The organism is Cnuibacter sp. UC19_7 (genome assembly GCF_042699995.1).
GTDB lineage: Bacteria > Actinomycetota > Actinomycetes > Actinomycetales > Microbacteriaceae > Cnuibacter.
The window spans coordinates 2,653,896-2,676,485 of record NZ_CP170560.1; the positions used below are offsets into that span (position 1 = coordinate 2,653,896).

At 71.4% G+C, this 22,590-nt stretch carries 12 protein-coding genes and 2 pseudogenes; 5 read left to right on the forward strand and 9 right to left on the reverse strand.

Annotation, left to right across the window (positions count from 1 at the left end; genetic code table 11):
• Window positions 1-15: 15 nt before the first annotated feature.
• The 4 genes and pseudogenes from ACFJGV_RS12670 to ACFJGV_RS12685 form a co-directional block, all read right to left on the reverse strand.
• Window positions 16-2,106 carry an Ig domain-containing protein gene (locus tag ACFJGV_RS12670; RefSeq protein ID WP_378148725.1) on the reverse strand — a complete coding sequence of 697 codons (2,091 nt, stop codon included), beginning with the start codon at window positions 2,104-2,106 and terminating at the stop codon, window positions 16-18.
• Between the two features lie 30 nt (window positions 2,107-2,136).
• Window positions 2,137-2,313: pseudogene (locus ACFJGV_RS12675) on the reverse strand (putative Ig domain-containing protein); the annotation flags it as partial.
• A 67-nt stretch (window positions 2,314-2,380) separates the two neighbouring features.
• Window positions 2,381-5,353 (reverse strand): annotated as a pseudogene (locus ACFJGV_RS12680) (putative Ig domain-containing protein); the annotation flags it as partial.
• 217 nt (window positions 5,354-5,570) lie between these two features.
• Window positions 5,571-6,161 (reverse strand): TetR/AcrR family transcriptional regulator, encoded by a 591-nt coding sequence (locus tag ACFJGV_RS12685; RefSeq protein WP_378144315.1) that lies wholly within the window; start codon window positions 6,159-6,161, stop codon window positions 5,571-5,573.
• Window positions 6,162-6,207: 46 nt separating this feature from the next.
• Here ACFJGV_RS12685 and ACFJGV_RS12690 point away from each other — a divergent pair, with 46 nt between their 5' ends.
• Window positions 6,208-6,798, forward strand: a complete 591-nt coding sequence (locus tag ACFJGV_RS12690) for a GNAT family N-acetyltransferase (RefSeq protein WP_378144316.1) — start codon at window positions 6,208-6,210, stop codon at window positions 6,796-6,798.
• Window positions 6,799-6,905: 107 nt separating this feature from the next.
• Here ACFJGV_RS12690 and ACFJGV_RS12695 read toward each other — a convergent pair whose 3' ends face one another.
• Both ACFJGV_RS12695 and ACFJGV_RS12700 read right to left on the reverse strand, forming a co-directional pair.
• Window positions 6,906-7,997, reverse strand: a complete 1,092-nt coding sequence (locus ACFJGV_RS12695) for a hypothetical protein (protein ID WP_378144318.1) — start codon at window positions 7,995-7,997, stop codon at window positions 6,906-6,908.
• Between the two features lie 353 nt (window positions 7,998-8,350).
• Window positions 8,351-8,806: a VOC family protein gene (locus tag ACFJGV_RS12700; RefSeq protein WP_378144319.1), complete on the reverse strand. Its 456-nt coding sequence runs from the start codon at window positions 8,804-8,806 to the stop codon at window positions 8,351-8,353.
• 150 nt (window positions 8,807-8,956) lie between these two features.
• Here ACFJGV_RS12700 and ACFJGV_RS12705 point away from each other — a divergent pair, with 150 nt between their 5' ends.
• Complete coding sequence (locus ACFJGV_RS12705) at window positions 8,957-9,826, forward strand: aldo/keto reductase (protein ID WP_378144320.1); 870 nt, start codon at window positions 8,957-8,959, stop codon at window positions 9,824-9,826.
• An 89-nt stretch (window positions 9,827-9,915) separates the two neighbouring features.
• Here ACFJGV_RS12705 and ACFJGV_RS12710 read toward each other — a convergent pair whose 3' ends face one another.
• Window positions 9,916-14,118: a discoidin domain-containing protein gene (locus tag ACFJGV_RS12710; RefSeq protein ID WP_378144322.1), complete on the reverse strand. Its 4,203-nt coding sequence runs from the start codon at window positions 14,116-14,118 to the stop codon at window positions 9,916-9,918.
• A gap of 263 nt (window positions 14,119-14,381) precedes the next feature.
• Here ACFJGV_RS12710 and ACFJGV_RS12715 point away from each other — a divergent pair, with 263 nt between their 5' ends.
• Window positions 14,382-19,262, forward strand: coding sequence for a glycoside hydrolase family 3 N-terminal domain-containing protein (locus ACFJGV_RS12715; RefSeq protein WP_378144323.1), 4,881 nt, complete (start codon window positions 14,382-14,384; stop codon window positions 19,260-19,262).
• Between the two features lie 98 nt (window positions 19,263-19,360).
• On the forward strand, window positions 19,361-19,633 hold the full coding sequence (locus tag ACFJGV_RS12720) for a hypothetical protein (RefSeq protein WP_378144324.1): 273 nt from the start codon (window positions 19,361-19,363) through the stop codon (window positions 19,631-19,633).
• A gap of 134 nt (window positions 19,634-19,767) precedes the next feature.
• On the opposite strand, the gene ACFJGV_RS12725 is transcribed toward ACFJGV_RS12720, so the two are convergent.
• The gene (locus ACFJGV_RS12725) at window positions 19,768-20,619 is read right to left on the reverse strand and encodes a helix-turn-helix transcriptional regulator (RefSeq protein WP_378144326.1); all 852 of its coding nucleotides are present in this window, start codon (window positions 20,617-20,619) and stop codon (window positions 19,768-19,770) included.
• A gap of 101 nt (window positions 20,620-20,720) precedes the next feature.
• On the opposite strand from ACFJGV_RS12725, the gene ACFJGV_RS12730 reads away from it, so the two are divergent.
• Complete coding sequence (locus ACFJGV_RS12730) at window positions 20,721-22,130, forward strand: MFS transporter (protein ID WP_378144327.1); 1,410 nt, start codon at window positions 20,721-20,723, stop codon at window positions 22,128-22,130.
• 90 nt (window positions 22,131-22,220) lie between these two features.
• On the opposite strand, the gene ACFJGV_RS12735 is transcribed toward ACFJGV_RS12730, so the two are convergent.
• The gene (locus ACFJGV_RS12735) at window positions 22,221-22,589 is read right to left on the reverse strand and encodes a hypothetical protein (RefSeq protein ID WP_378144328.1); all 369 of its coding nucleotides are present in this window, start codon (window positions 22,587-22,589) and stop codon (window positions 22,221-22,223) included.
• Window position 22,590 lies beyond the last annotated feature (1 nt).

A 22,590-nucleotide genomic window follows, 5' to 3' on the forward strand; every position in this document is an offset into this window, starting at 1 on the left:
CGTCGACGGTTACGCTCAGACCTCCTCGCGCCTGCGCGAGCGGGAGAGGACGAGGATCGCCGCGCCCGCGAGCGTGATGAGGGCCGCGGCGCCCACAGGCGCGGGAGGTGTCGATCCGGTGTTCGCCAACCCGTCCCCGGAGAGCGGTGAGGGCGGGCTCGCGACGATGGTGATGGTGTGCGTCGAGCTGAGCGCGGCTGCTCCGATGCCGTTCGTGGCGGAGAGCTGGAAGTGGTAGGAGCCCGCGGCAGCGACCGTTCCTGTCAGCTCGCCCGTGGTCTCATCGAGGGACACGCCCGCGGGGAGGGTTCCGCCCTCGAGGTGGAACGAGGGGGAGGGGTAGCCGGTCGCGGCGAATCGGTAGAGCAGGAGGTCTCCGACGCGGGCCGTGGTGGGAGGGGAATCGCTGGTGAAGGTCGGCGACGTCAGCTCCGGGGCGACGGTGATCGTGTGGCGGCCGCCCACCGCATCGGGATCGACACCGTTGGACGCGGTGATGGTGAACTCGTACGTTCCCGTCTTGGTGGGGGTGCCCTCCATCGCTCCGGAAGCGGAGTCGAGAGCCAACCCGTCGGGGAGGCGACCGGAGGTGACCGCGAAGGCAGGGGCTGGGTAACCGGTCGCGGAGAAGCGGTAGCTGTAGTGGCTGCCGACGTTGGTCGTCTCCGGCGGTGAGTCGGCGGTGAACGCGGGTGCGACCAGCTCCGGTTCGACGGTGATGACGTGCTCCTCGCTCACAGCATCGGGGTCGACACCGTTGGTGGCCGTGACGCGGAACGTGAACGTCCCCGTCGTCGTGGGGGAGCCGGCGAGCTGGCCGGTGGTCGCATCGAGGGTCAACCCGTCCGGCAGGACGCCGGTGCCGATTGCGAAGGTGGCCGCGGGATATCCGGAGGCCTCGAATCGGTAGCTGTAGGTGCTGGCGACATTGGCGGTCCCCGGGGGCTGATCCGACGTGAACGCCGGGGCGACCAGTCGCGGGCTGATGGTCACGGAATGCTCTGCGCCGGTCGCATCGGGCTCGATGCCGTTGGAGGCCCGTACCTGGAACGTGTAGGTGCCGACCGTGGTCGGTGTTCCGGACAGTTCTCCCGTGGTCGCATCGAGAGTCACGCCATCTGGCAGAGTCCCGTGGGAGAGGGAGAACACCGGGGCGGGATATCCCGAGGCTGCCCATTGGTAGGCGTACCTGCTCCCCACGTTCCCGGAGGCAGGCGGTGAATCCTGCGTGAAGACCGGAGCGAGCAGTCGAGGGTCCACGGTAACGGTGTGCTGCGCGCTGACAGAGTCGGGATCCACTCCATTGGCCGCCGTGATCTGGAACGAGGACGTGCCGACGGTCGTCGGCACGCCCGTGAGCAGACCGGTCGCGCCGTCCAGCGCGAGGCCTGGAGGAAGTGCACCGCTGCTGACCGCGAAGGTGGGAGAGGGATATCCGGACGCCGCGAACTGGTAGCTGTAGTCGCTGCCCACATTCGCTGAACCGGAGGGCGAATCTGAGGTGAACGCGGGAGCGACGAGTCTCGGGGCGACCGTGATGGTGTGCTCCGCACTCGTCGCATCGGGGTCGACGCCGTTGCTGGCCGTGACCTGGAATGTCGAGACGCCTGTTGAGGTGGGGCTGCCCTGGATCGCGCCGGTGCTGGCGTCGAGAGTGAGCCCGGCAGGCAGGGCCCCGGACGTCACCGCGAACGTGGGAGCGGGGTATCCCGACGCGGCGAAGACATAGGTGTACCCACTACCCACGTTGGCGGTCGCCGGGGGAGAGTCCGCGGTGAAGTCGGGTGCGACGAGTCGAGGCGCGATGTCGATCATCAACTCGCCGGTCACCGCATCCGGGTCGACGCCATTGGTCGCGGCGATCCGGAAGGTGAAGGTGCCGGTCGAGGTGGGGCTGCCCTGAAGCACCCCGCTGGCGGGATCCACTGTGAGTCCGTCGGGAAGTGCCCCCGAGGAGAGTGTGAAGGCGGGGGTGGGGTTGCCCGCCGCCGCGAACTGATACCGGTATGGACTGCCGACGTTTCCGGTCGTCGGCGCGTCATCTGCGGTGAACGTCGGCGGGGCCAGCGGCGGGCCGACGGTGACCGTGTGCTCTTCTCCCTGCACAGGGCCGAGGATGTTGGCCGCGGTGATCGCGAACGTGAAGCTCCCGACGGTCGTGGGCGTCCCGGACACGGTTCCGGTGACGGGGTCCAAGGCGAGTCCGGTCGGCAATGAGCCTGGGGAGACCGTGAACGTGGGCACCGGGTTGCCCGTCGCGACGAATTGATAGGAGTACGGGCTCTCCTGGTTCGCGCTCGCCGGGGGGGTCATCGGCGGTGAACACGGCCGGCGCCGCCGGCGGGCCCACCGCGATGGTGAGATCGGGGCTGTCGGCTGATGGATCGACGCCGTTGTCCGCCGTGACCTGGAACGTGAAAGTCCCTTGCTCAGTAGGAATGCCGCCCAGGCCGCCGGTCGAGGAGTCGAGGCTCAGTCCGTCGGGGAGGGTGCCGTCGGTGACGCTGTACTGCGGGGCGGGGTAGCCGGATGCGACGAACTGGTACTCGTACTCCGTGCCCGCGAAGGCGGTCCCGGGCGGGGTGACCGCCGTGAATTGAGGTGCTGTCAGCACCGGATCGATCGTCACGGTGTGGGAGGCGCTGGCCGCATCCGGGTTCACGCCGTTGCTCGCGCCGATCTGGAAGGTCGATGTGCCCGTCGTGGTCGGCACGCCCGACATCACCCCTGAGACGGTATCCAGGATCAGCCCGTCAGGGAGTTGACCGCTCAGGAGAGAGAACGTCGGTGCGGGATAGCCGGACGCCGCGAACTGGTAGGTCCACGCGCTCGCCACGTTTCCCGTCGGGGGCGGATCGTCGGCGGTGAATGCGGGTGCTGTCGGAGCAGGAGACACCACGAGCTCGTGGGGTGCCCCCGTCGCCGATCCCGCATGGTTCGACGCCTGGACGGCGAACGTGTACGAACCAGCGACCGTGGGAGTGCCGCTGAGGGTGCCGCCCTCGTCAAGCGTCAGTCCAGGCGGAAGCGCTCCGGAGGCGAGGGAGAACTCGGGGTCCGGGTAGGTCGCGGCCGCGACCGTGAACGTATAGCCCGGATAGGCCGAACTCACTTGGGCAGTCAGAGGAGGATCATCGCTCGTGAGCACCGGTGCCACCTCGGAGCCCTGCCAGGTGATGACCACGCCTCCGTCGCCTGCTTGTGCGGCCGAGGTGATGGCACCGCCCGTGACCGCCGCGGCGAGCATCGACGACCCCGCGCCTCCGCCGCCGCCTCCGCCGCTCCAGCTGTGGTCGCCGCCGTGGCCACCGCCCGTGCCGCCGTTCACGCCGCCGCCGCCGCCTCCGCCGCCACCAGACCCGCCCGGAGCGGCGACGCCGGCACCGCCGGTCATCGCGGCACCCGCGCCGCCTTTCCCTCCGCCTCCGGCGCCACCGCTGAACGGATCATGGGCGCTCGACCCGTTGTCCGCGGTCTCGCCGGCGTATCCACCGTTCCCGACCTCATAGGAATCCTGGGCGAGACCACCGCCCCCCCCGCCGCCGGCGGCGACAGTCACCCAGGACCCGTCCGGGGCTTGGATCGTCGAGGCTGCTCCGCCTCCGCCGCCGGTTCCTGCGCCGGTGCAGTTGTTGGTATTCGCCGCCCCGCCCGCGCCCCCTGTGAACCCGGACCCTGATGAACCTCCCGCGCCGCCGGCGTTGCAATCGCCTCCCGCGCCGCCGCCGCTACCACCGGCTGCGATCGTGAAGACCTGCCCTGCTTGGACCGGGAAGACTCCCTCGGCCTGGGCGCCATGCCCGCCATGACCGCTGTCGTAGGGCGCGTTGGTATACCCGCCGCTGCCGCCGGTGGCAGTGAACTGCATACCCGTCACGCCCTGCGGGACGGTCACCTGGTGAGTGGCCCCATCCGGCGGGACGATGACCAGCGGCCAGTTCGTCGCCGACACGTTCACGGTGGCGCTGGCGGGAGCCGACCAGAGCGTCGGGTTCGACGCTGGGGCGACCTGATAGGTGAACGTATCGGTCCCCTCGAAGGACGGATCAGAGGTGTACGTCAACGACCCCGTGGAGGGATTCGCGTTCGACAGCGTCCCGTTGCCGGGTTGCGAGGTGATCTGGTAGGTGATGGCGCCACCACCGAAGTCCCATCCACCGAGCTGCACCGTGGTCGACGCTCCGGTCAGCGCGTTCGCGGAGCCGCCCGTCGCGAAGGACGACGGCCCGAACGCGTACACCGTCCCATCCGCCCTGATGATGCCGTAGCCCGAGAGGTCGCCGTTGGCGAAGGTCGTGCCGCCCGAGTACGCGTTGTCCCGAAAATAGTCCGGGTCGACATGCGGCGGTGCGCCATAGTCCGGCGCGGCACCGAAGTCCTGGACGGTTCCGTCCGCGGCGACGATCCAGTAGCCGTCCTGTTGCGGGGTGACCATGAGCGAGGTGCCCGCGGACCCGCCCAGCCCAGGTGTCGCGCATTGTCCGTCGACTGGAGGTGAGGCGGGGGCGCCGGCTGCCACATAGCAGACCGCATCTCCGAACGCGTAGATCGTGGTCGGCTGGTGAGCGAGGACGTCCGCGGGGTTGGACGCCAGCATCCACAGACCGTTGCCGCTGCTGGTGGGAATCAGCGCGGTCGGCATGACCGTGCTGCCCTCGATCTGGAACCCGGGGTCGGGATTGATGGCACCACCGACCGCGTAGAGGTGACCCCGCCTGTCCGCGGCGATCAATCCGCCGTTCGGTGTGGAGGTGACCGCGATGATGGCGTCATACGTGTTGATGCCGTTGATCGTGCAGTTGCCAGGTTGGAACGGGCCCCAGGTCGTGTTGGATTCCTTCTGCTTCGGGAGTGCCTCGAGAGTCTGAGCATCTCCGCGGGAGTAGATGGTGCCCTGCTCGCTGTCGACGACGTAGTAGCCCTGCCCAGTGGGGGTGGCCGTGATCGGCGCTGAGCTGTCCGACACCGACGCGAAGGTCGGCACCGGTCCGCTCGACGAGGTCGAGCCCGCAAGGGGAGTGTCATCGAGCGCATCCACCTGCCGCCAGAACCCCGCCCCGACCGGGTTGGCGGCGATGCTCGTCATCACGTCCGGAGCGCCCTGACATATCCCCACCGTCGGGATGCTCGCCTCGGCAGGCAGGGCCGCGTTCAGGGCGCAGCCGAGGAGGACTGCCCCGGCAAAGGCGGCCAGACCCCTCCCCGCGTTCACCGTCGATCGAGAGCGGTCAGAGCGAGTGCCGGCCTTCATGGTCCATCTGTCGTTTCGTTCGGTCCTGGCCCAGATCGAGGCGGTCGGTGTTGGGTGTCGACGACCTTCGGTCGAGCGAGGTGCTGGCTGTGGGGGAGTCATCCTTGGCGGTGGCGGGCCGAGTTCAGGCTATTGCGGGTCAGGATGCGAAGTCGACTGGGAGCGTCTCCCAGTCCGCGATCCCGGCGTCAGGTCGGGCTGCCGAGGGCGCCACTTGCTCGTCTGCAACGATTGCTTCGGCCCGCGCCGCGCCACGAGAGTGGGATGCCGGCCCCTCCCTGCCCTGGTCTCGATCCGGGGCACCGAGGCCCGTCGGTGATCACACATTCGCGTCGAGGTGGCGGGCCAGGAGGGCGTCGAGGAGGGCGGTCTGGCGCTCGGGCGGGTAGGCGGCGGGGTCGAGGACGGCCTGCACGGTCATCCCCAGCGCGAAGGAGTGCAGCGCCTCCGTGACCCGCTCGACGCGCTCCTCATCGCGGGATGCGGCGGGCAGGGCGTCCGCCACCAGGGCGGCGACCTTTGCACGGCTGGCCCGGTACCGCTCGGCGTGCTCGGCGGCGTGGCGCTCGTCGGCGAGGGCGGCGTCCCACGACGAGACCCAGATGCGGTTCGCGGCGCGGGAGGCGTCATCAAGGGGGAGCATGTCGAGCAAGGCGGCGCGCAGCGCGGCCGGGCCAGGCGCGGCGGCGCGGCGCTCGCGGAATGCCGACCTCTCCGAGAGCCGCGCGAGGGCGAAGCTCGTCAGCTCCCGCTTGGTGGGGAAGTAGTGCGTGACGATCCCCGTGGTGGCGTCGAGCTCGCGCGCCACGGCGCGCATCGAGAGCCCCGCGAACCCGGCCTGGTCGAGGACACGCCACACGGCGGCGGCGACGTCCTCGCGGCGTCGCTGGTACGCATCCCCGTCGGTCACGGGCTCAGTATGGACGACATAACGACTGTTGTGCAACGCTGGTCCCATGTTCCGACTCGACCTCGGCCCGACCGCCCAACTGCGTCCCCTCGAGATCTGGCACGCGGAGGAGTTCGCGGCGCATCTCGACCGCGCGCGCGAGCACATCCGCCCCTGGGTGGGCCCCTCGTTCGTGACCGAGACCGTCGAGGGCGCCGCCGCGACGCTCTCCCGGTACGCGACCTCAGCCGCCGCCGACGGCGGGCGCCTCTACGGCATCTGGGTCGACGGGGTGCTCCGGGGCGGGGTGATGTTCGTGAGCTTCAGCGCCGCCGCCGGGGTGTGCGAGATCGGATGCTGGCTCGAGCCGGCCGCCGAGGGGAAGGGACTGATCACGCCCGCGGTCGCTGCCCTGCTCGACTGGGCGCTGCTCGAGCGCGGGCTCAACCGCGCCGAGTGGCGGTGCCGGGCCGACAACGTCCGCAGTGCCGCGGTCGCCCAGCGGGTCGGGATGCGGTTCGAGGGCACCCTGCGCGGCGCCTGGCTCAACGGCGGTGTCTTCCACGACAAGCAGTCGTGGGCGATCCTCCGCGAGGAGCACCTCGCGTTCCGATCCGGCCAAGCGAAGGCGAAGGCGGAGGCTGAGGCGCCCGGGTGACCGGCGCGGCCGCATCCGCACAGTCGACGTGATGACAACAGTCGACGTGATGACAGCGGTGTGGGGCCCTCCCGCAGGAGAGCCCCACACCGTCGCGATGCGCTGTGTCAGCTGCGGCGGAGCCGGTGGGCGGTGAGGGCGCCGATCCCCGCGAACAGGGCGAGCGCCGAGACGATCAGCCACGGCGCGGGTGCCGCTCCGGTGCTGGCCAGCGTCGAACCCGTTCCGGAGGCGGTGGTCGCCTGGTGCGGGGGCAGCGCCGGGCAGGGCTGCAGCGCCACGGGCTGGGTGGATGCGGTCTGCTGCGAGCCGGTGTCGGTCACGGTGGCGGTGTAGCTGCCACCGGTGGGGAGGCCGTCGATGGTGGTCGAACCGGACGCCGATCCCGCGAGGGTCCGGGTGGCGACGGTGGTCCCTGCGGCGTCGGTGACGGTGAGGACGTAGTCACGGCCGGGCGTGGTGGCCGTGGCGATGGTGATGCTGCCGCTGGTGCCGCCCGGGGTGGTGCACTGCTGCGCCTGCGCGTTGATGGTGGGGAGAGCCGGCGGGCAGTCACCGAGGTGGACGACGTCGCTGGTGGAGTGCACGTCGGCACGCGTGTCGGTGGCGGTGACGGTGTAGTCGGCGTTCAGCGGCAGGTCGGCGAAGGTGGCGGTGCCGTCGGTGACGGGGATCGTGGTCAGCGCCTGACCGGTGCGGTCCTTCACGGTCGCGGTGTAGCCGCGGCCGGGGGCGCCGGTGATCGTGGCGTCGATGGTTCCGGTGGTGCCGCCAGGGGTGGTGCAGGCCTGAGCGGACGCGGTCACCGTCGGCGCGGCGGGCGGACAGGCGGTGGAGGACCCGGACTCGTCGACCGAGTAGCCCCGGCTGCCGTCCGGGTCATCGCTGGCGTGGACGGAGACCCGGTAGGTGTGCGCCACGGTGGAGTCGTCGAAGGCGTAGGTGCGTGCGAACGAGGTCTCGAACGGCGTCTCGGGCTGCACGACGGTGTCGTCGACCCACACCTCCACCGTGTTGGTGGCGTTCGAGTTGTAGTCCTCGAGGGTGACCGTGAGCTGCTGGCAGGTGACGCTGGCGCGGGGTTCGTGGGCGGAGGCGGCCGAGACGCCTCCGACGAGCACGCCGGCCAGGCCCAGCGTCGCGGTGAGTGCGCCGATCAGTGTCCGGCGCAGCGGTGAGGGACGGGACTTCGTCGTCATGTGGTTCGGGTTCCTTTACGAGATCACCTCCACGCTCGGGTCGGCGCGGACGTGCCCTCTCGGGGAGGGCGGCTCTCACTCTCCGAGCGCACGTCGATACCGGCCTTCGCCCGACAGGGCGAGATCCCACCCCCGTCGAGGGGTGAGAGCGGGTGGATCCGCGGGTGGCCGAGGGGCGCAGAGGCGTCACCACGAGGCGAGGCGCGCGCTCACCCGGGGCGCTTCAGCGCCTGCCTCCTCAGGGCGTGATTCGCCTCATGACCAGCCGAAACGTCGCAGAACGGCGTCCCTCATCCCCCGTAGATCCAGGCGAGGATCGCCGAGGCGCTGAGGGTGACCGGTGACCAGCAACCTCAGCGGGCGCGGTCGTCGTCCGTGGTGAAGCCCGGGCGGGCGGTGCGCTCCTCGAGGGTCTCGAGCTCCTGGAAGAACGTGACCTGCCACCCCGACGGGCCCTGCACCCGCGCGTTGATCGTGCGGAACGGCGTCTCGGTGGGCGGCGCCAGCAGCTCCGCGCCGGCGCCCTCGGCGACCGCGACCGCCTCCGCGGTATCGGGCACCTCGAGGGCGATGCGGAGTGTCGGGCCCTCGGTCGACGGCGCGTTCTCGACGGCGTCGATCGCGCGGATGTGGGTGCGGGTGGCGAGCTCGATCGTCGCGATCCCCGCGTGGAGGATGGAGACGCGATCGTCGCCCTCCGTGGCGAACGCCGGCTGCTCGGGCATGCCGAGCACGTCGCGGTAGAAGCGGACGGCCTGATCGAAGTCGTCGGTCTCGATGATCAGGCGGAGCTGGCGCGGTGCGGTCATCCCCCTACTCTGCACGAGCCCTCCGGATCGGTGTGGATGTGACACTCGTGGCGGCCTGGGAGCGCGATAGCCCACCAGGAGTGTCACATCGGCCCCGGGTCGGACGGCCGGGCGGGGAATAGCTCCCGACCGGGGGAGGTTGGGCTCGGCATGGCAGAGACGACCGACATCAACGCATCCGCATCCGGCACCTTCACCATCGGCGGGGACCTGACGGTCCACCGGCTGGGCTACGGGACGATGCAGCTCACGGGCCAGGGCGTGTGGGGGTGGCCCGAGGATCACGAGGGCGCCGTGCGTGTGCTGCGCCGTGCGGTCGAGCTGGGCGTGAACCTCATCGACACGGCAGACGTCTACGGCCCCTATGTGACGGATGCGTTCATCCGCGAGGCCCTGTACCCCTACGCCGACGACCTCGTCATCGCGACGAAGGTGGGCTTCACCCGCCAGGGCCCCGGCCAATGGATCCCCGTCGGCCGGCCCGAGTACATCCGCCAGCAGACCGAGCTGAACCTCCGCAACCTCGACGTGGAGCGCATCGACCTCCTGCAGCTGCACCGCATCGACCCGAAGGTGCCCGTGGAGGAGACCGTCGGCGAGCTCAAGGCGCTGCAGGACGAGGGGAAGGTGCGGCACATCGGCCTCTCCGAGGTGTCGGTGGCCGAGCTCGAGCAGGCGCGTGCGGTGGCCGACATCGTGAGCGTGCAGAACCTCTACAACCTCACGAACCGCAAGTCGGAGGACGTTCTCGACTACGCCACCGAGAACGGCATCGCGTTCATCCCGTGGTTCCCGCTCGCCACCGGCGAGCTGTCGGGCCCCGGCAGCGTGCTGTCGTCGATCGCCGCCGAGCACGGATCCGCGCCGAGCCAGCTGGCGCTCGCCTGGCTGCTGCGGCGTTCGCCCGCGATCCTGCCGATCCCCGGCACGAAGTCGGTCGAGCACCTCGAGGAGAACGTCGCGGGCGCCTCGATCACCCTCACCGACGAGGAGTTCGACCGCCTCAGCGCACTGTCCTGAGCGCTCCGGCCGAGCGCTCGTGCCTGAGCGTTCCGGCCTGAGCGAAGGTCGAGGGGCCCGCCGTCATCCGACCGGCCCCTCGACCGCCGTCAGCCCTGCTGCGCGCGGCGGCGGGTGACGGCGAAGGCTACGGCCCCGGCGACGAGCAGCCCGAGCGCGCCGACCAGCGACCAGCCGACGACCAGACCCGTGGTGGCCAGGTCACCCGAGTCGGTCGCCTCGGTCGAGCCGCCTGAGCCCGCCGATCCGCCGTCGCCACCCGAACCGCCGGACCCACCGGATCCGTCACCCGGGTCGGTCGGAGGCGTCGTCGGCTGCGCCGCGACGACCCCGGCGAAGTCGCGCACCGACGGCGTGCCCACTCCGTTCGACGCGGCGACCGTGAAGGCGTACTCGCCCGCGGTCGTCGCCGTGCCCGAGAACACGCCCGTCGCGGTGTCGAGCACCACGCCCGCGGGGAGGGCTCCGGCGACCACGGCGTAGGTCGGCGTCGGGGTCCCGTCGGCGTGCAGGGTGCCGGATGCGGCCTGGCCCACCGTCAGATCCGACAGCTCGCCCGTGATCGGACCGGGTGCGGCGTCGTCGACCGCGCCGGGCGCGAGCACCCGCAGCGCGACGAGACCGGGGTCGCCGTCGGCCCAGGTGGTCGACAGGGCGACGTACCGTGCGGTCGCTGCGACCTCGACCGCGCCGTGCGTCGTGCCGGCCGCGATCGTGCCCACGTCGGTGAACGTGAGCCCGTCGTCGCTCACCGACACGGTGGCGGTCGGGGCGTCGGCGCCGTCCCAGAGTGTGGTGACCGTCCCGATCGGATGTGCGGCACCGAGGTCGGTGACCATCCGGCCGTCGGGTCCCGGCGTCCACGAGGTGGCGGTGTCGCCGTCGACCGCGAGGGTCGGGGCGGTCATGCCGGCCGGCAGCACCGAGCCGGGGAACGTCAGCGTGCTGAGCGCGAGGTCCGGCACCGGGAACGGGGTCGCGCCCGGGAAGGTCGCCGCACCGGCGACCGCGATGCCGCCTACCGGCAGCGACTGCGTCTGCCCGGTCTCCGCGTTCGTCACGTCGACCGTCGCCGGCACCGGGTCAGCCGCGAGAGCGGAGCCGGAGCCGGAGTCGGACGCGGACGCGGGGGTGACACTCATCGTCCGCCCGTCGACGACCGACACGGCGAGCCCGTCGGCCGCGGCGGCGGCGATCGTCGCCCGCGGGGCGAGCACGACCGCGCTGCCCGCGGGCACCGTCACGGCGAGCGACGACGAGTCGGCGCCGAGCGTCTGGTCGCCGGCGAACAGCGACACCGTGTCGCCGGTGTAGGGCACGCTGACCGTCCCCGACACCTCCGCATCGGTGAGGTTGAACGCCGTGAGATACCCGTCGAGCGAGCTCACGAGGAGCCCGGCCGTGTCGGTCGTCGGCTCGGCGGCCGCATCCTGCGCGGCGGTCGCTGCCGAGTCGCCCGGCACCATCTCGACGAGGAACGGCTGGTCGCCGCCGCCGAGACGCACCGCGTTGATCGACGGGTCCTCGGTCGAGACGGTGATCGGCGCCTGTCCGCCGCGGACGACGAAGCCCGCCTCGTCCTCGACGTTGATCCACGAGCCCTCGCTCGAGGCGATCTGGTCACCGGTGTAGCGGTAGCTCGCCGCATCCGTCCAGGTCTCGCCGTCGAGCGAGGTCTGGATGCGGTACTCGCGTCCGGCCGCAGACTCCCAGGCGAGCTGCACCTGGGCGATCGAGGTGGGCGCGCCGAGGTCGACCTGGATCCACGAGTCGGCGCGACCGCGGTCGGCCTTCGACACCGCCCAGCGGGAGGTGCCGTCGGCGTCGGTGACCGCGGAGGCCGGCTTCGTCGGGTCTTCGCTGGATGCGGTGGCCGGCTTCCCGGCGGCCGCATTCGTGCCGTCGGCGGTGAGCGCGCGGAGCGTGTAGAGCGAGTAGCCGTAGGCCGAGTCGCCCTGCACACCCTGCATCCGGATGAACCGGGTGTCCACCGGGGCCGGAGCGGATGCGCCCGGGGGAGTGAGGTCGATCCTGTCGACGCGTGCCGCGTTCGCGTCGGCGGAGCCGGTGTACGCGGTCTGCGTGGTCCAGGTCACGCCGTCGGAGGAGGTCTGAACGAGGTACCGCTCGCCGGCGCTGGCCTCCCAGGCCAGTCGCACCGCGGCGACGGTCTGCTCGGCGCCCAGGTCGACCTGGATCCACGAGTCGGCGCGGGTGCGCTGGTCGGTCGCCACGGCCCAGCGGGATCCGGGGTTCGTGTCGGTCACGGTCGACGCGGTCCTGCCGCCCTTGGCGTCCTCGCTGGAGGCGGTGGCGGGCTTGCCCGCGGCCAGGTCGGTGGAGGCGCCGGCGCCGTAGGCGTGGAGCGAGTACAGCGAGTAGCCGTACTTCGGGTTGCCCTGCTGACCCTGGATGCGGACGTAGCGTGCCGACACCGGGTCGAACGAGAGGTCGTCGATCCGCGCGGCCTGCGCATCCACCGGGTCGGCGGGGACCGTCACCGGCAGGGTCGCCGTGGTGGAGCCCTCGGCCGTCGTGTACGTGCGCGATCCGTCGAGTCCGTCGTACCCGGAGAGGTCGAGGTTGCGCACGGAGACCGTGCCGTCCTGCCAGCCGGCGCCGGTGGAGGCGTAGATCGCGGATCCGGTGGGCAGCGTCACCTGGCCCGCGTAGCCGTCGCCGATGCGGAACACGGAGGACGTGCCCTCGAAGCCGTCACGAGGATCGGTGTAGGTCGTGACCTGGCGGTCGTCGACCGTGGCGCCGCTCGTGGGGTAGAGGAACGGGTTCGACCCGGAGAGGGCGAACAGCCAGGAGTCGTGCGACGGCACCCACGGGAACTTCAGGAAGCCGGGGTGGCTCGAGGCCGCGGCCCACGCATCCGGGGTCTGCTGCACGGTGAGGCCGGGGCCGCTGCCGTAGTCGCGCACGCCGGAGAGCCGGTCGAAGAACTGGTCCTGCGGGGTGGGCTGCACCGGGCCGTCGGCCGACTGCGCGGCCTCGACGTGGAGCAGGTAGGAGATGGCGATCTCGGCGCGCGCCTCGGGCTCGTACTTCGGCTCACCCGAGAACTTGGTCAGCCGGTCGACAGGCGCGTAGGCCTGGTACTCCTCGAGAGCGCCGGCGAGGTTCGCCTCGGCGCGAGCGGCGTCCGGGTCGCGGAGCACCTGGCCGAGGAACGCGATGGGCAGCACGTCGCGGCCGTAGAGGTACTCGCGGTCGGCGACCATCGGCATGAACGGCTCGCCCTGGTCGCTCATGACGAGCTTGATCGACTGCCACAGCTCGGCGGAGTTGGGCTGGTGGGTGAGGAAGTCGGGCACGGGCTGGTCGTTGAGGATGAACTGGATCGCGTTGCGGCCGCCCGAGCGCCAGATGTCGGACTGGTAGTGGGGGCCGAACGAGCCGTGGTTCTCGACCAGGTAGGTGTCCCAGATGGTGTGCATCGTGTTCGACGAGATCGGCTTGCCCGCCACGATCGCGGGGTTGTTCGCGTCGGCGGTGGGCTGACCGGCGGCGTTGCGCGCCCAGTCGCCGAGCTGCTCGGCCCAGCGGCCCGCATCCGGGTCGTTCGGAGCCCACGCGAGACCGGGGGTGAGCGCCTGGGTGTAGACCCCCGACTCCTCCTGCGCGGTGTCGCCCTCGTACTTGCCGGTGGGCCAGTCGGCCGTCCAGGAGCCCGAACGGGGGTCGTTCCCGTAGTTCAGATCGGCGGTGTACGCGGACTGGCCCGTGGCGATGGTGACCAGGTTCTGCTGCGTCTGCGCGTCGAGCTGGTCCCACATGAGGCGGCCGGCATCGAGGAAGTACGACTGGAAGGTCGAGTCCCAGAACAGTTGCTGACCCCAGGTGCCCTTCGGGTCGACGAAGCGGTTCTTCGCGGCGTAGTAGCTGATGGTGCTGATGGTCCGGGTGCGCAGCTCGTCCTTCGAGATGCCGGCGATCGAGGCGTCGTAGTCGCCGTGCGTGAGCAGGACCGCGTTGCCCAGGACGACCGCGAAGTTGAAGTCCTTCGACTGGTACGCGTTGATCGACGCATCCCACACCGTGTTCGTCCACCGGGTGTGGCGCAGCAGGGCCGCGTAGTACTCGGCGGCGGTGTCGTCGGGGGCGCCGTACGCCGCCGGACCGACCACGGCCGCGGGGCTCGACGGCGCCGCGGAGGCGGCCAGCGCAGGGCCGGTGAGGGCGATGACGGGGGAGCAGAGCGCGGCGGCGGTGATCAGCGCGGCGACTCGGCGCAGTGGCGCCCCTCGTCGCGATCGTGCTCGTTCGGGTCGATGGGCTGCCACGGTGACTCCTTCGCCGAGGATGGCTGTGTCGGGGGCTTCGCCTGGGCGGGTCGGGCCGGGACGGATGTGACATCGTTGTCAGACGAAGGATTGCCTCGACGGTATTGGATGCGCGGTGGCTGTGTCAAACGTTGTCATCCGCCACCCGTGGCCTTGACCGCGAGAGGCCCGGATGACAAGCTTCTCGCACGACCCCCCGGATGCGGCACACGCGTTCAGGGGGTTCCGTTCGCCGTTGAACGGACAGTCATGAAGGAGTGACAGTGACTCTGCTCGCCCCGCGGCCCGCCGCATCCCGCCCGACCTCCCGTCATCGCCTCCGCTCGGCCCTCGCCACGAGCGTGGTCGCTGCCCTGCTCGGCGCCGGCCTCGTGGCCGGGCAGACGGCCACCGCGACCGCGGCGGAACCCGACCTCGCCAGGAGCGGGACGACGACCGCGTCGGCCTCGCAGAACGACCAGGACGGGAGCTTCCCGGCGTCGAACGCCACCGACGGCGACGGCACCTCCCGCTGGGCCAGCGGCAACGGTCCGGATGCCGACACCACCTTCACCGCCAGCCTCACCAGCGATCTCGGCTCGGACGCGACCGTCACGGGTGTCGAGATCGCGTGGGAGGCCGCGTACGCGACCGCCTACGACGTGCAGGTCGCCTCGGCGAACCCCGACGACCCGGCCAGCTGGAGCACGGCCGCGAGCGTGACCGACAGCGATGGCGGCACCGACCAGGTCACCTTCGCCACCCCCACCGACGCCCGCTACGTGCGTGTCGCGATGCTGAAGCGCGTCGCCTTCACCTGGGAGGCCCCGAAGCTCCACTACTACGGCTACTCGATCTTCACGTTGGCCGTGCGCGGCAGCGTCGCCGTGCCGTCGGCCGGCTTCGACGACCAGTCGATCGACGTGAGCGCGGGCAGCGACGCCACCGTGAACGTCACGCTCAACAGCCCCTCGGCCACCGATCAGACCGTGCGCGTGCAGAGCGCCGACGGCAGCGCCGTCGCGGGCACCGACTACACCGCCGTCGACGAGACCATCACCATCCCCGCGGGGGAGACCTCGGTGCCGGTCACCGTCCCGACGGTGTCGCAGGGCGCCCTCGCCCCCGTGCGGACCTTCACGCTCGCGCTGTCCGAGCCCTCCGACGGCATCACGGTCGGCACCAGGAGCACCGCCGTCGTCACGCTCCGCCCGAGCGGCGACCTGCCCAACGACGGCGCCCGCACCATCCTGCAGGGCTTCGAGTCCGGCGTCCCCGCCGACTACTCCACCTGGGCCAGCGCCGACGCCTTCAAGCCGGTCCTCACCACCGCCGTCGACGACGGCATCCCCGGTGCGGCCACCGACAACCACGTGCTCGTCGCGACCGTGTCGGGCGAGCCCGGCGCCAACGACTGGTTCGGCTTCACCAACGACACCGCGGCCCAGGACTGGTCGGCCGCCGACGGCTTCGGCTTCTGGTTCCTCGGCCAGGGCACCGGCAAGACGCTGAGCTTCGAGGTGAAGTCGAACGGGCAGCTGTTCGACAAGAACGTCGTCGACGACACGGTCGGGTGGCGCCAGCTGAACGTGGTCTTCGTCGATCTGCGCCTCAAGGGCAACCCCTCCGATCCGGCACGCTTCGAGCCCGGCGCCTCCACCGGCTTCGCCGTGACCCTGACCGGCCTCGGCGCGGGCACGTACCGGTTCGACGACTTCGCGATCTTCGAGCGGGCGACCACCCTCGAGGACTTCCAGGGCGACGTGCCGCTCAGCACCTCCGCCGACCCTGTGGGCTTCTTCACCTGGGGCAGCGCCGAGAACCTCGTCACGATGGACGTCACCGCCCAGGAGCGCGGCGATGTGCCCGACAACAGGGTGCTGTCGGGGAACTACCTCATCCCCTCGGGCGGGTACGCCGGCTTCAGCGACAACCTCGCGTCGTCGCAGGACTGGAGCTCGTACCGCGGCATCCGCTTCTGGTGGTACGCCTCGCAGGCCAGCAACCCGGCCTCGCCCACCGCGGGCGACGACATCAAGGTCGAGGTGAAGGACGGCGGGCCCGACGGCGAGCACTCCGAGCTGTGGACCACGACCTTCAAGGACAACTGGGGCAGCTCCACCAGCCGCTGGAAGCTCGTCGAGCTGCCGTTCAGCGCCTTCACACTGGGCAGCTACCAGCCCGGCAGCGCCGAGACGCAGAACGGCACCTTCGACCTCACGAAGGCATGGGGCTTCGCGATCACCTTCACCCCGGGCAAGGCGACCAGCACCGGCTGGGCCGTCGACGACGCGCAGCTCTACGGCACGCCGCAGCAGGCCGCGAACCTCACCGTCGACACCACGAAGGACGTGTACCTCGTCGACCGCGGCCAGACCGCGCAGGTCGGTGTCACGCTCAACACCTCCGACGGCGAGGCGCTCACCGAGGACGTCACCGTCACCTACGGCCCCGGGACCGGCACCGCCGAGATCGGCACCCACGTCGGGGCGTTCGGGGGCGAGCTCACCTTCTCGGCGGGCACCGCATCCGGCCAGACGCAGACCTTCGACGTGACGGCGCTCACCACGGATGCCGCGGGCGACCAGGCGCGCAGCATCCCGATCGAGCTCGACGCCGACGGCGCCCAGCTCCCCGCGAGCCCGCCGAAGGTGGTCGTCAACGCGTACGGGCTGCCGTACCTCGACTCGTCGCTGCCCATCGCCACCCGCGTGGCCGACCTGATGAGCCGGATGAGCCTCTCGGAGAAGGTCGGGCAGATGGCGCAGGCCGAGCGCCTCGGACTCACGTCGCCCAGCCAGATCGCCGACCTCGGGCTCGGCTCGATCCTGTCCGGCGGCGGATCGACCCCGGCGCAGAACACGCCCGAGGCGTGGGCCGACATGGTCGACGGGTTCCAGGAGCAGGCGCTCTCGACGCCCCTTCAGATCCCGCTGCTCTACGGCGCCGACGCCGTGCACGGGCACAGCAACGTTCTCGACGCGACGATCTTCCCGCACAACATCGGGCTCGGCGCCACCCGCGACCCCGCCCTCGTGCAGCAGCTCGCGCAGGACACCGCCGTCGAGACGAAGGTGACGGGCGTCAACTGGGCGTTCGCGCCGTGCCTCTGCGTCGGACTCGACGAGCGCTGGGGCCGAACCTACGAGTCGTTCGGCGAGGACCCGGCGCTTGTCTCCACCTTCGCCGCTCCCAGCATCGTCGGCCTGCAGGGCTCCGACCCGACCGACAAGTCGGGCAACGACGAGGTGCTCGCCTCGGCCAAGCACTGGGTCGGCGACGGCGGCACCGCCTACGACCCGACGAAGGTCGGCAACGGCTATCCGATCGACCAGGGCCTCACCCACTCGCCGTCGCTCGACGACTTCAAGACCGAGTTCGTGGCGCCCTACATCCCGGCGATCGACGCCGGGGTCGGCACGATCATGCCGTCGTACTCGGGAGTCGACATCGGCGGCGCCGGCGACATCCGGATGCACGAGAACACGGCCCTCAACACCGACCTGCTGAAGGGCGAGCTGGGCTTCGACGGGTTCCTCATCAGCGACTGGGAGGGCATCGACAAGCTGCCCGGCGGCACGTACGCCGAGAAGGTGGTGCGCTCGGTGAACTCGGGGCTCGACATGGCGATGGCTCCCTACAACTTCGGCGCCTTCATCACGAGCGTCGAGAACGCGGTGACGGTCGACAAGACGATCGCCCAGAGCCGCGTCGACGACGCCGTGAGCCGCATCCTCACCCAGAAGTTCGAGCTCGGGCTGTTCGAGAACGCGCTCACCGACCGCAGCACGGCCGACCAGTTCGGCGGCGAGGCGCACCGGACGGATGCACGCCAGGCGGCCGCCGAGTCGCAGGTGCTGCTGAAGAACGACGGCGTGCTGCCGCTGGCCAAGGATGCGTCGATCTACGTCGCCGGATCCAACGCCGACGACCTCGGCAACCAGATGGGCGGCTGGACGATCTCGTGGCAGGGCAACTCCGGCCCCACCGCCACGACCGGCACCACCATCCTCGCGGGCATGCAGCAGGTGGCCCCGGATGCGGAGATCACCTACTCCAAGGATGCCTCGGCCCCGATGGACGGCGACAGCATCGGCGTGGTGGTGGTCGGCGAGACCCCGTACGCGGAGGGTCAGGGCGACGTCGGCAACAACGGGCACAGCCTGTCGCTCAGCGACGCCGACCGCTCGACCATCGACAAGGTCTGCGGCGCCATGGAGTGCGTGGTCCTCGTCGTGGCGGGACGCTCGCAGATCGTCACGGACAAGATGGACGAGATCTCCGGCCTGGTCGCCTCGTTCCTCCCCGGAAGCGAGGGCGCGGGCGTGGCCGACGTGCTGTTCGGCGACACGCCCTTCACCGGACGCCTGCCGCTCACCTGGCCGGCCGCGGCCGACCAGGTGCCGATCAACGTCGGCGACGAGTCGTACTCGCCGCTCTACGCGTACGGCTGGGGCGAGCGCACCGACGCTCCCCGGGCACGCCTCGAGGCGCTGGCCTCGTCGCTGCCGACCGGCGCGGCACAGGATGCGGTGCAGGCGCTCCTCGACGCTCCGGTCTGGGACGGGTCGGGTTCGGTCGTGGACTCGGCGGAGGCGCGTGGGACCGTCGCGCAGCTGGCGGCGAACGCCGCCGCACAGCTCGTGCCCGGCGCGGACGCCGTCTCGACGAACGCCGTCGCGCTGGCGGCGATGGACACACCCACGCTCACCTCGTCCGACACGCTCGTCTCGGTCGTCCGCGACCTGGCGCAGGACGCGATGGTGGACGGGACCGCCGTGACCGGCGACGCGTCGGCGGGCATCACCGCCGATGCGGAGCATGTGCTGCTGAGCGGCGACCCGGTCGAGGCCGTGCGCCTGCTCGCCTCGGTCTTCGGCGCGGTCGTCGTCGACCCGGGGCCCGGCACGGGTCCGGGCACCGGCCCCGGGACCGACCCCGGCGCGGGCCAGCCCGGCGCGGGCCAGCCCGGAGCGGGCCAGCCCGGCGCGGGTTCGGGTTCGGTCGGCGTGGGCGGCGGCTCGAACGGCGACCTCGCCAGCACGGGCAGCCAGGCGCTGCTCATCGGGATCGTCGCCCTCATCGTCCTCGCCGGCGGTGCCACCGCGGTGCTCATCGCCCGCCGCCGCCGACGCGGCACGAGGGTGGACAGCGCGGGCGACTAGGTCTCGGCGGATGCCGGCCCGGTCGGGAGCGATGACTCCGACCGGGCCGGCCTCCCCGTCATCTGCCCCGTCGATCGACGTTCAGCGGATAATGGGGTATGTCCTCCACCTACGACGGTCGCCGCTCGAACCCCAGCGCCTGGGCCGCCTTCTGGCTGGGCCTCGTCGGCCTGCTGCTCATGCCGATCCCGCTCTTCATCGGCTTGATCCTCGGCGGTGGGCTCTCGGTCGTCGCTGCGGTCTTCGCCGTGATCGGTCTGTTGAAGGGCCTCGCGCGCGGCGGGAAGGGCATCGCCCCCGTCGTCTTCGCCGCGATCTTCATACTCCTCACCTGGGGCGGCATCTCGATCGGCGGCGGCATCGTCTGGTGACCCCGTCCCGCCCGCGCTGCCCCGCGCATGCGCGGCCCGGGCGAGGACGCGCCACTTCGTCGAACGGCGAGAAGGGGCCCCTTGCGGGCGCGAATGAGGGCGGGTTCTCGCCGATCGACGTCGTCTGCTGACGCTCAGAGCGCCGAGCGGATCGGGCGACGCTCCGCTGCGGACCGGCTGTCGTGAGCCAGGCGCCTCTCCGTCTCGCTGTCCGCGGGGAGGTGCACGAGCATCCGCAGCCCCTGGGCGGGCTGCAGCCAGGTGGTGACGACCGTGAACGACAGCCGACCGAGCCGAGGGCTGTCGTACACCTTCGCGCTCGACCGCGGTTCCGCCACGTCGTGTCGCGCCCACAACTCCCGGAACCGCGCGGACCGCTCCGACAGCTCCGCCACCAGGGCCGCCACGCGAGCACGCTCGGTTCCCGAACGATGGAGCGGACGGATGTGCGCGACCATCCGCGCCGTCACCGCCTCCCAGTCCGGCATCCCCTCACGCCAGGCCGGATCGGTGAAGGCCAGCCACATCGTGTTCCGCTCCTCCGGCGGGATGGCGTCGAGGTCGGTGATGAGCGACCGGAACGCGCCGTTGTAGGCGAGCAGGTCGTAGGAACCGTCCTGGACATAGGCGGGAACGGGGTCGAGCCGACTGACCAGGTCGAGCACCGTGGGATCGAGCACCGACCGCTCGAGCCCCGCGTCGGGCCTCACCGCACCGGCCAGATCGAACAGGTAGTCGCGCTCGGCGGTCGTCAGCTGCAGCACTCGAGCCACGGCCGACAGCACCGACGCCGACGGGTGGATGTCGCGGCCCTGCTCGAGCCAGGTGTACCAGGTCACCCCGACGCCGGCGAGCTGGGCGACCTCCTCGCGGCGGAGGCCCGGGGTGCGCCGCCGCCCACCGGCGGGCAGACCGACGTCGGAGGGGGAGACCCGGTCCCGTCGGGAGCGGAGGAAGGCACCGAGCTCCTGGCGTTCGTCGTCCACCCCTCGAGTCTGACGGATGCTCCTCGCGGCATCCAGGTACCGCTGATACCCGTGTCGTGAGGCTCTGGTACCAGGATGCGCCGGGATCGATCCTGGGGACCATGATCGCAGACACCTCGGTGAAGACCGGCAGCGCGCCCACTCTGTCACGGTGGGGCCTCGTCACCCTCCTCATCGGGCCGTTCCTGGCGAACCTCGACCTCTTCATCACCAACGTGGCATTGCCCAGCCTCTCGGCCGACCTCGGCGCGACGGCGGGCGAGCTCGAGCTCGTGGTCGCCGGCTACGCCCTCGCCTACGCGCTCCTCCTCGTGCCCGGCGGGCGACTGGGCGACCGATTCGGGCGGCGGAGGATCTTCGCCCTCGGCCTCGCGCTGTTCACCCTCTCGTCGCTCGGAGCGGGACTCGCCCCCTCGGTCGGATGGCTCATCGCCGCGCGCATCGTGCAGGGCGGCGCGGCCGCGCTGCTCGCTCCGCAGGCTCTCGCCACCGTGCAGGCCGTCCTGACAGGTCGGGCTCGGGCCGTGGCCATCAGCCGATACGCGGTGGCGGGAGGGCTCGCCTCGATCGCGGGGCAGCTCGTCGGCGGGCTGCTCATCCAGGCCGACCCGGCGGGACTGGGCTGGCGTGTGGTGTTCCTCGTGAACGTGCCCTTCGGCATCCTCGCTCTGGCGCTCCTGCGACACACCGTCCCGGAGACGCGGGCGCCCTCCTCCGGACTCGACCCGCTCGGCATCGTGCTCCTGGGCGTCGTCCTCGTCGGCGTGCTGCTCCCGCTCACCGAGGGGCCGACGACGGGCTGGCCGTGGTGGTGCATCGTGCTGCTCATTCTCGTGATCCCCGCCGCGGTCGCGCTGGCGCGGGTCGAGGTGAGGGCGGAGCGGCGCGGGAGGGCTCCGCTCCTTCCGCCGTCGATCCTCCGGACGAGGTCGATGCGCCGCGGGTTGCCGCTGGTGCTGACGTTCTTCATCGCCTTCAGCGGGTTCCTCTTCGCGTTCGCGCTGACCTCGCAGACCGTCCTCCGGCTCGACCCGCTGCTCTCCGGCCTGGCCATCACCCCGACCACCCTCGTCTACGTCGCGACGTCGTTCGCGGTGCCCGCCCTGCTGCGCCGCTTCGGGCGCGGAGTGCTGATCGTGGGCGGCCTCCTCCAGGCCGCGGGGATCGGCGCGGTCACCGTCGCGATGATCAGCGCACCGCACGACCCATCGCTCCCGCTCGTCCTGGCTGCCCTCATCCTCACCGGATGCGGTCAGGCCCTGGGCGTCGGGGCGCTCTTCCGCACGGTCCTCGCTGACGTCCCGCCCGCGGTCGCCGGGGTCGGCAGCGGTGTCATGGTCGCGACACAGCAGGCGGGACTCGCCCTCGGCGTCGCGGTGCTCGGCTCCCTCTTCAGCACCCTGCTCCCGACGAGCGCCACCCTCGCGATCGCCGTGCTCGGCGGCGCCCTGGTGATCCTGCAGCTGGTCGTGGCGGCGGCATCCGTCGCGCTTCCGCGACTCCGGGAGTGATGGCGGCCGCGCCGGCTCGGGTCACGCGCGGGGGGCTCCCGATCGATGGTTCCCCCGGATCCGCAGCCGACCGATCAGCGAACCCCGCGGCTAAGCGCCGAGCCCGAGGAGGAGGCCGACGCTGAGCACCACGAGGCCGGCGGCCGCCAGGATGCCCGGCACCCCCACCCGACGCGGGATCCGCCGCCGCGACGCCCGGACGCCGACCGCGGCGACCACCATCGACGCACCGCCGGCGTAGAGGAGGGCGAAGGCCTCCGGGAAGAAGCCGACGATGTGCGTGACCAGGCCTGCGATGACGATGAGCGCCGACGTGAGGAGGTGACTCCGGGAGGCCGCCGAGATCATCGATCGGTCCGGATCACGGAGGAGAAGTCCGATCACGCTCCACACGGAGGCCGTGGCGAAGAGCGCACCGCTGATCGACACGATCGCCGCGCCGAGGACAGGGATGTCCATG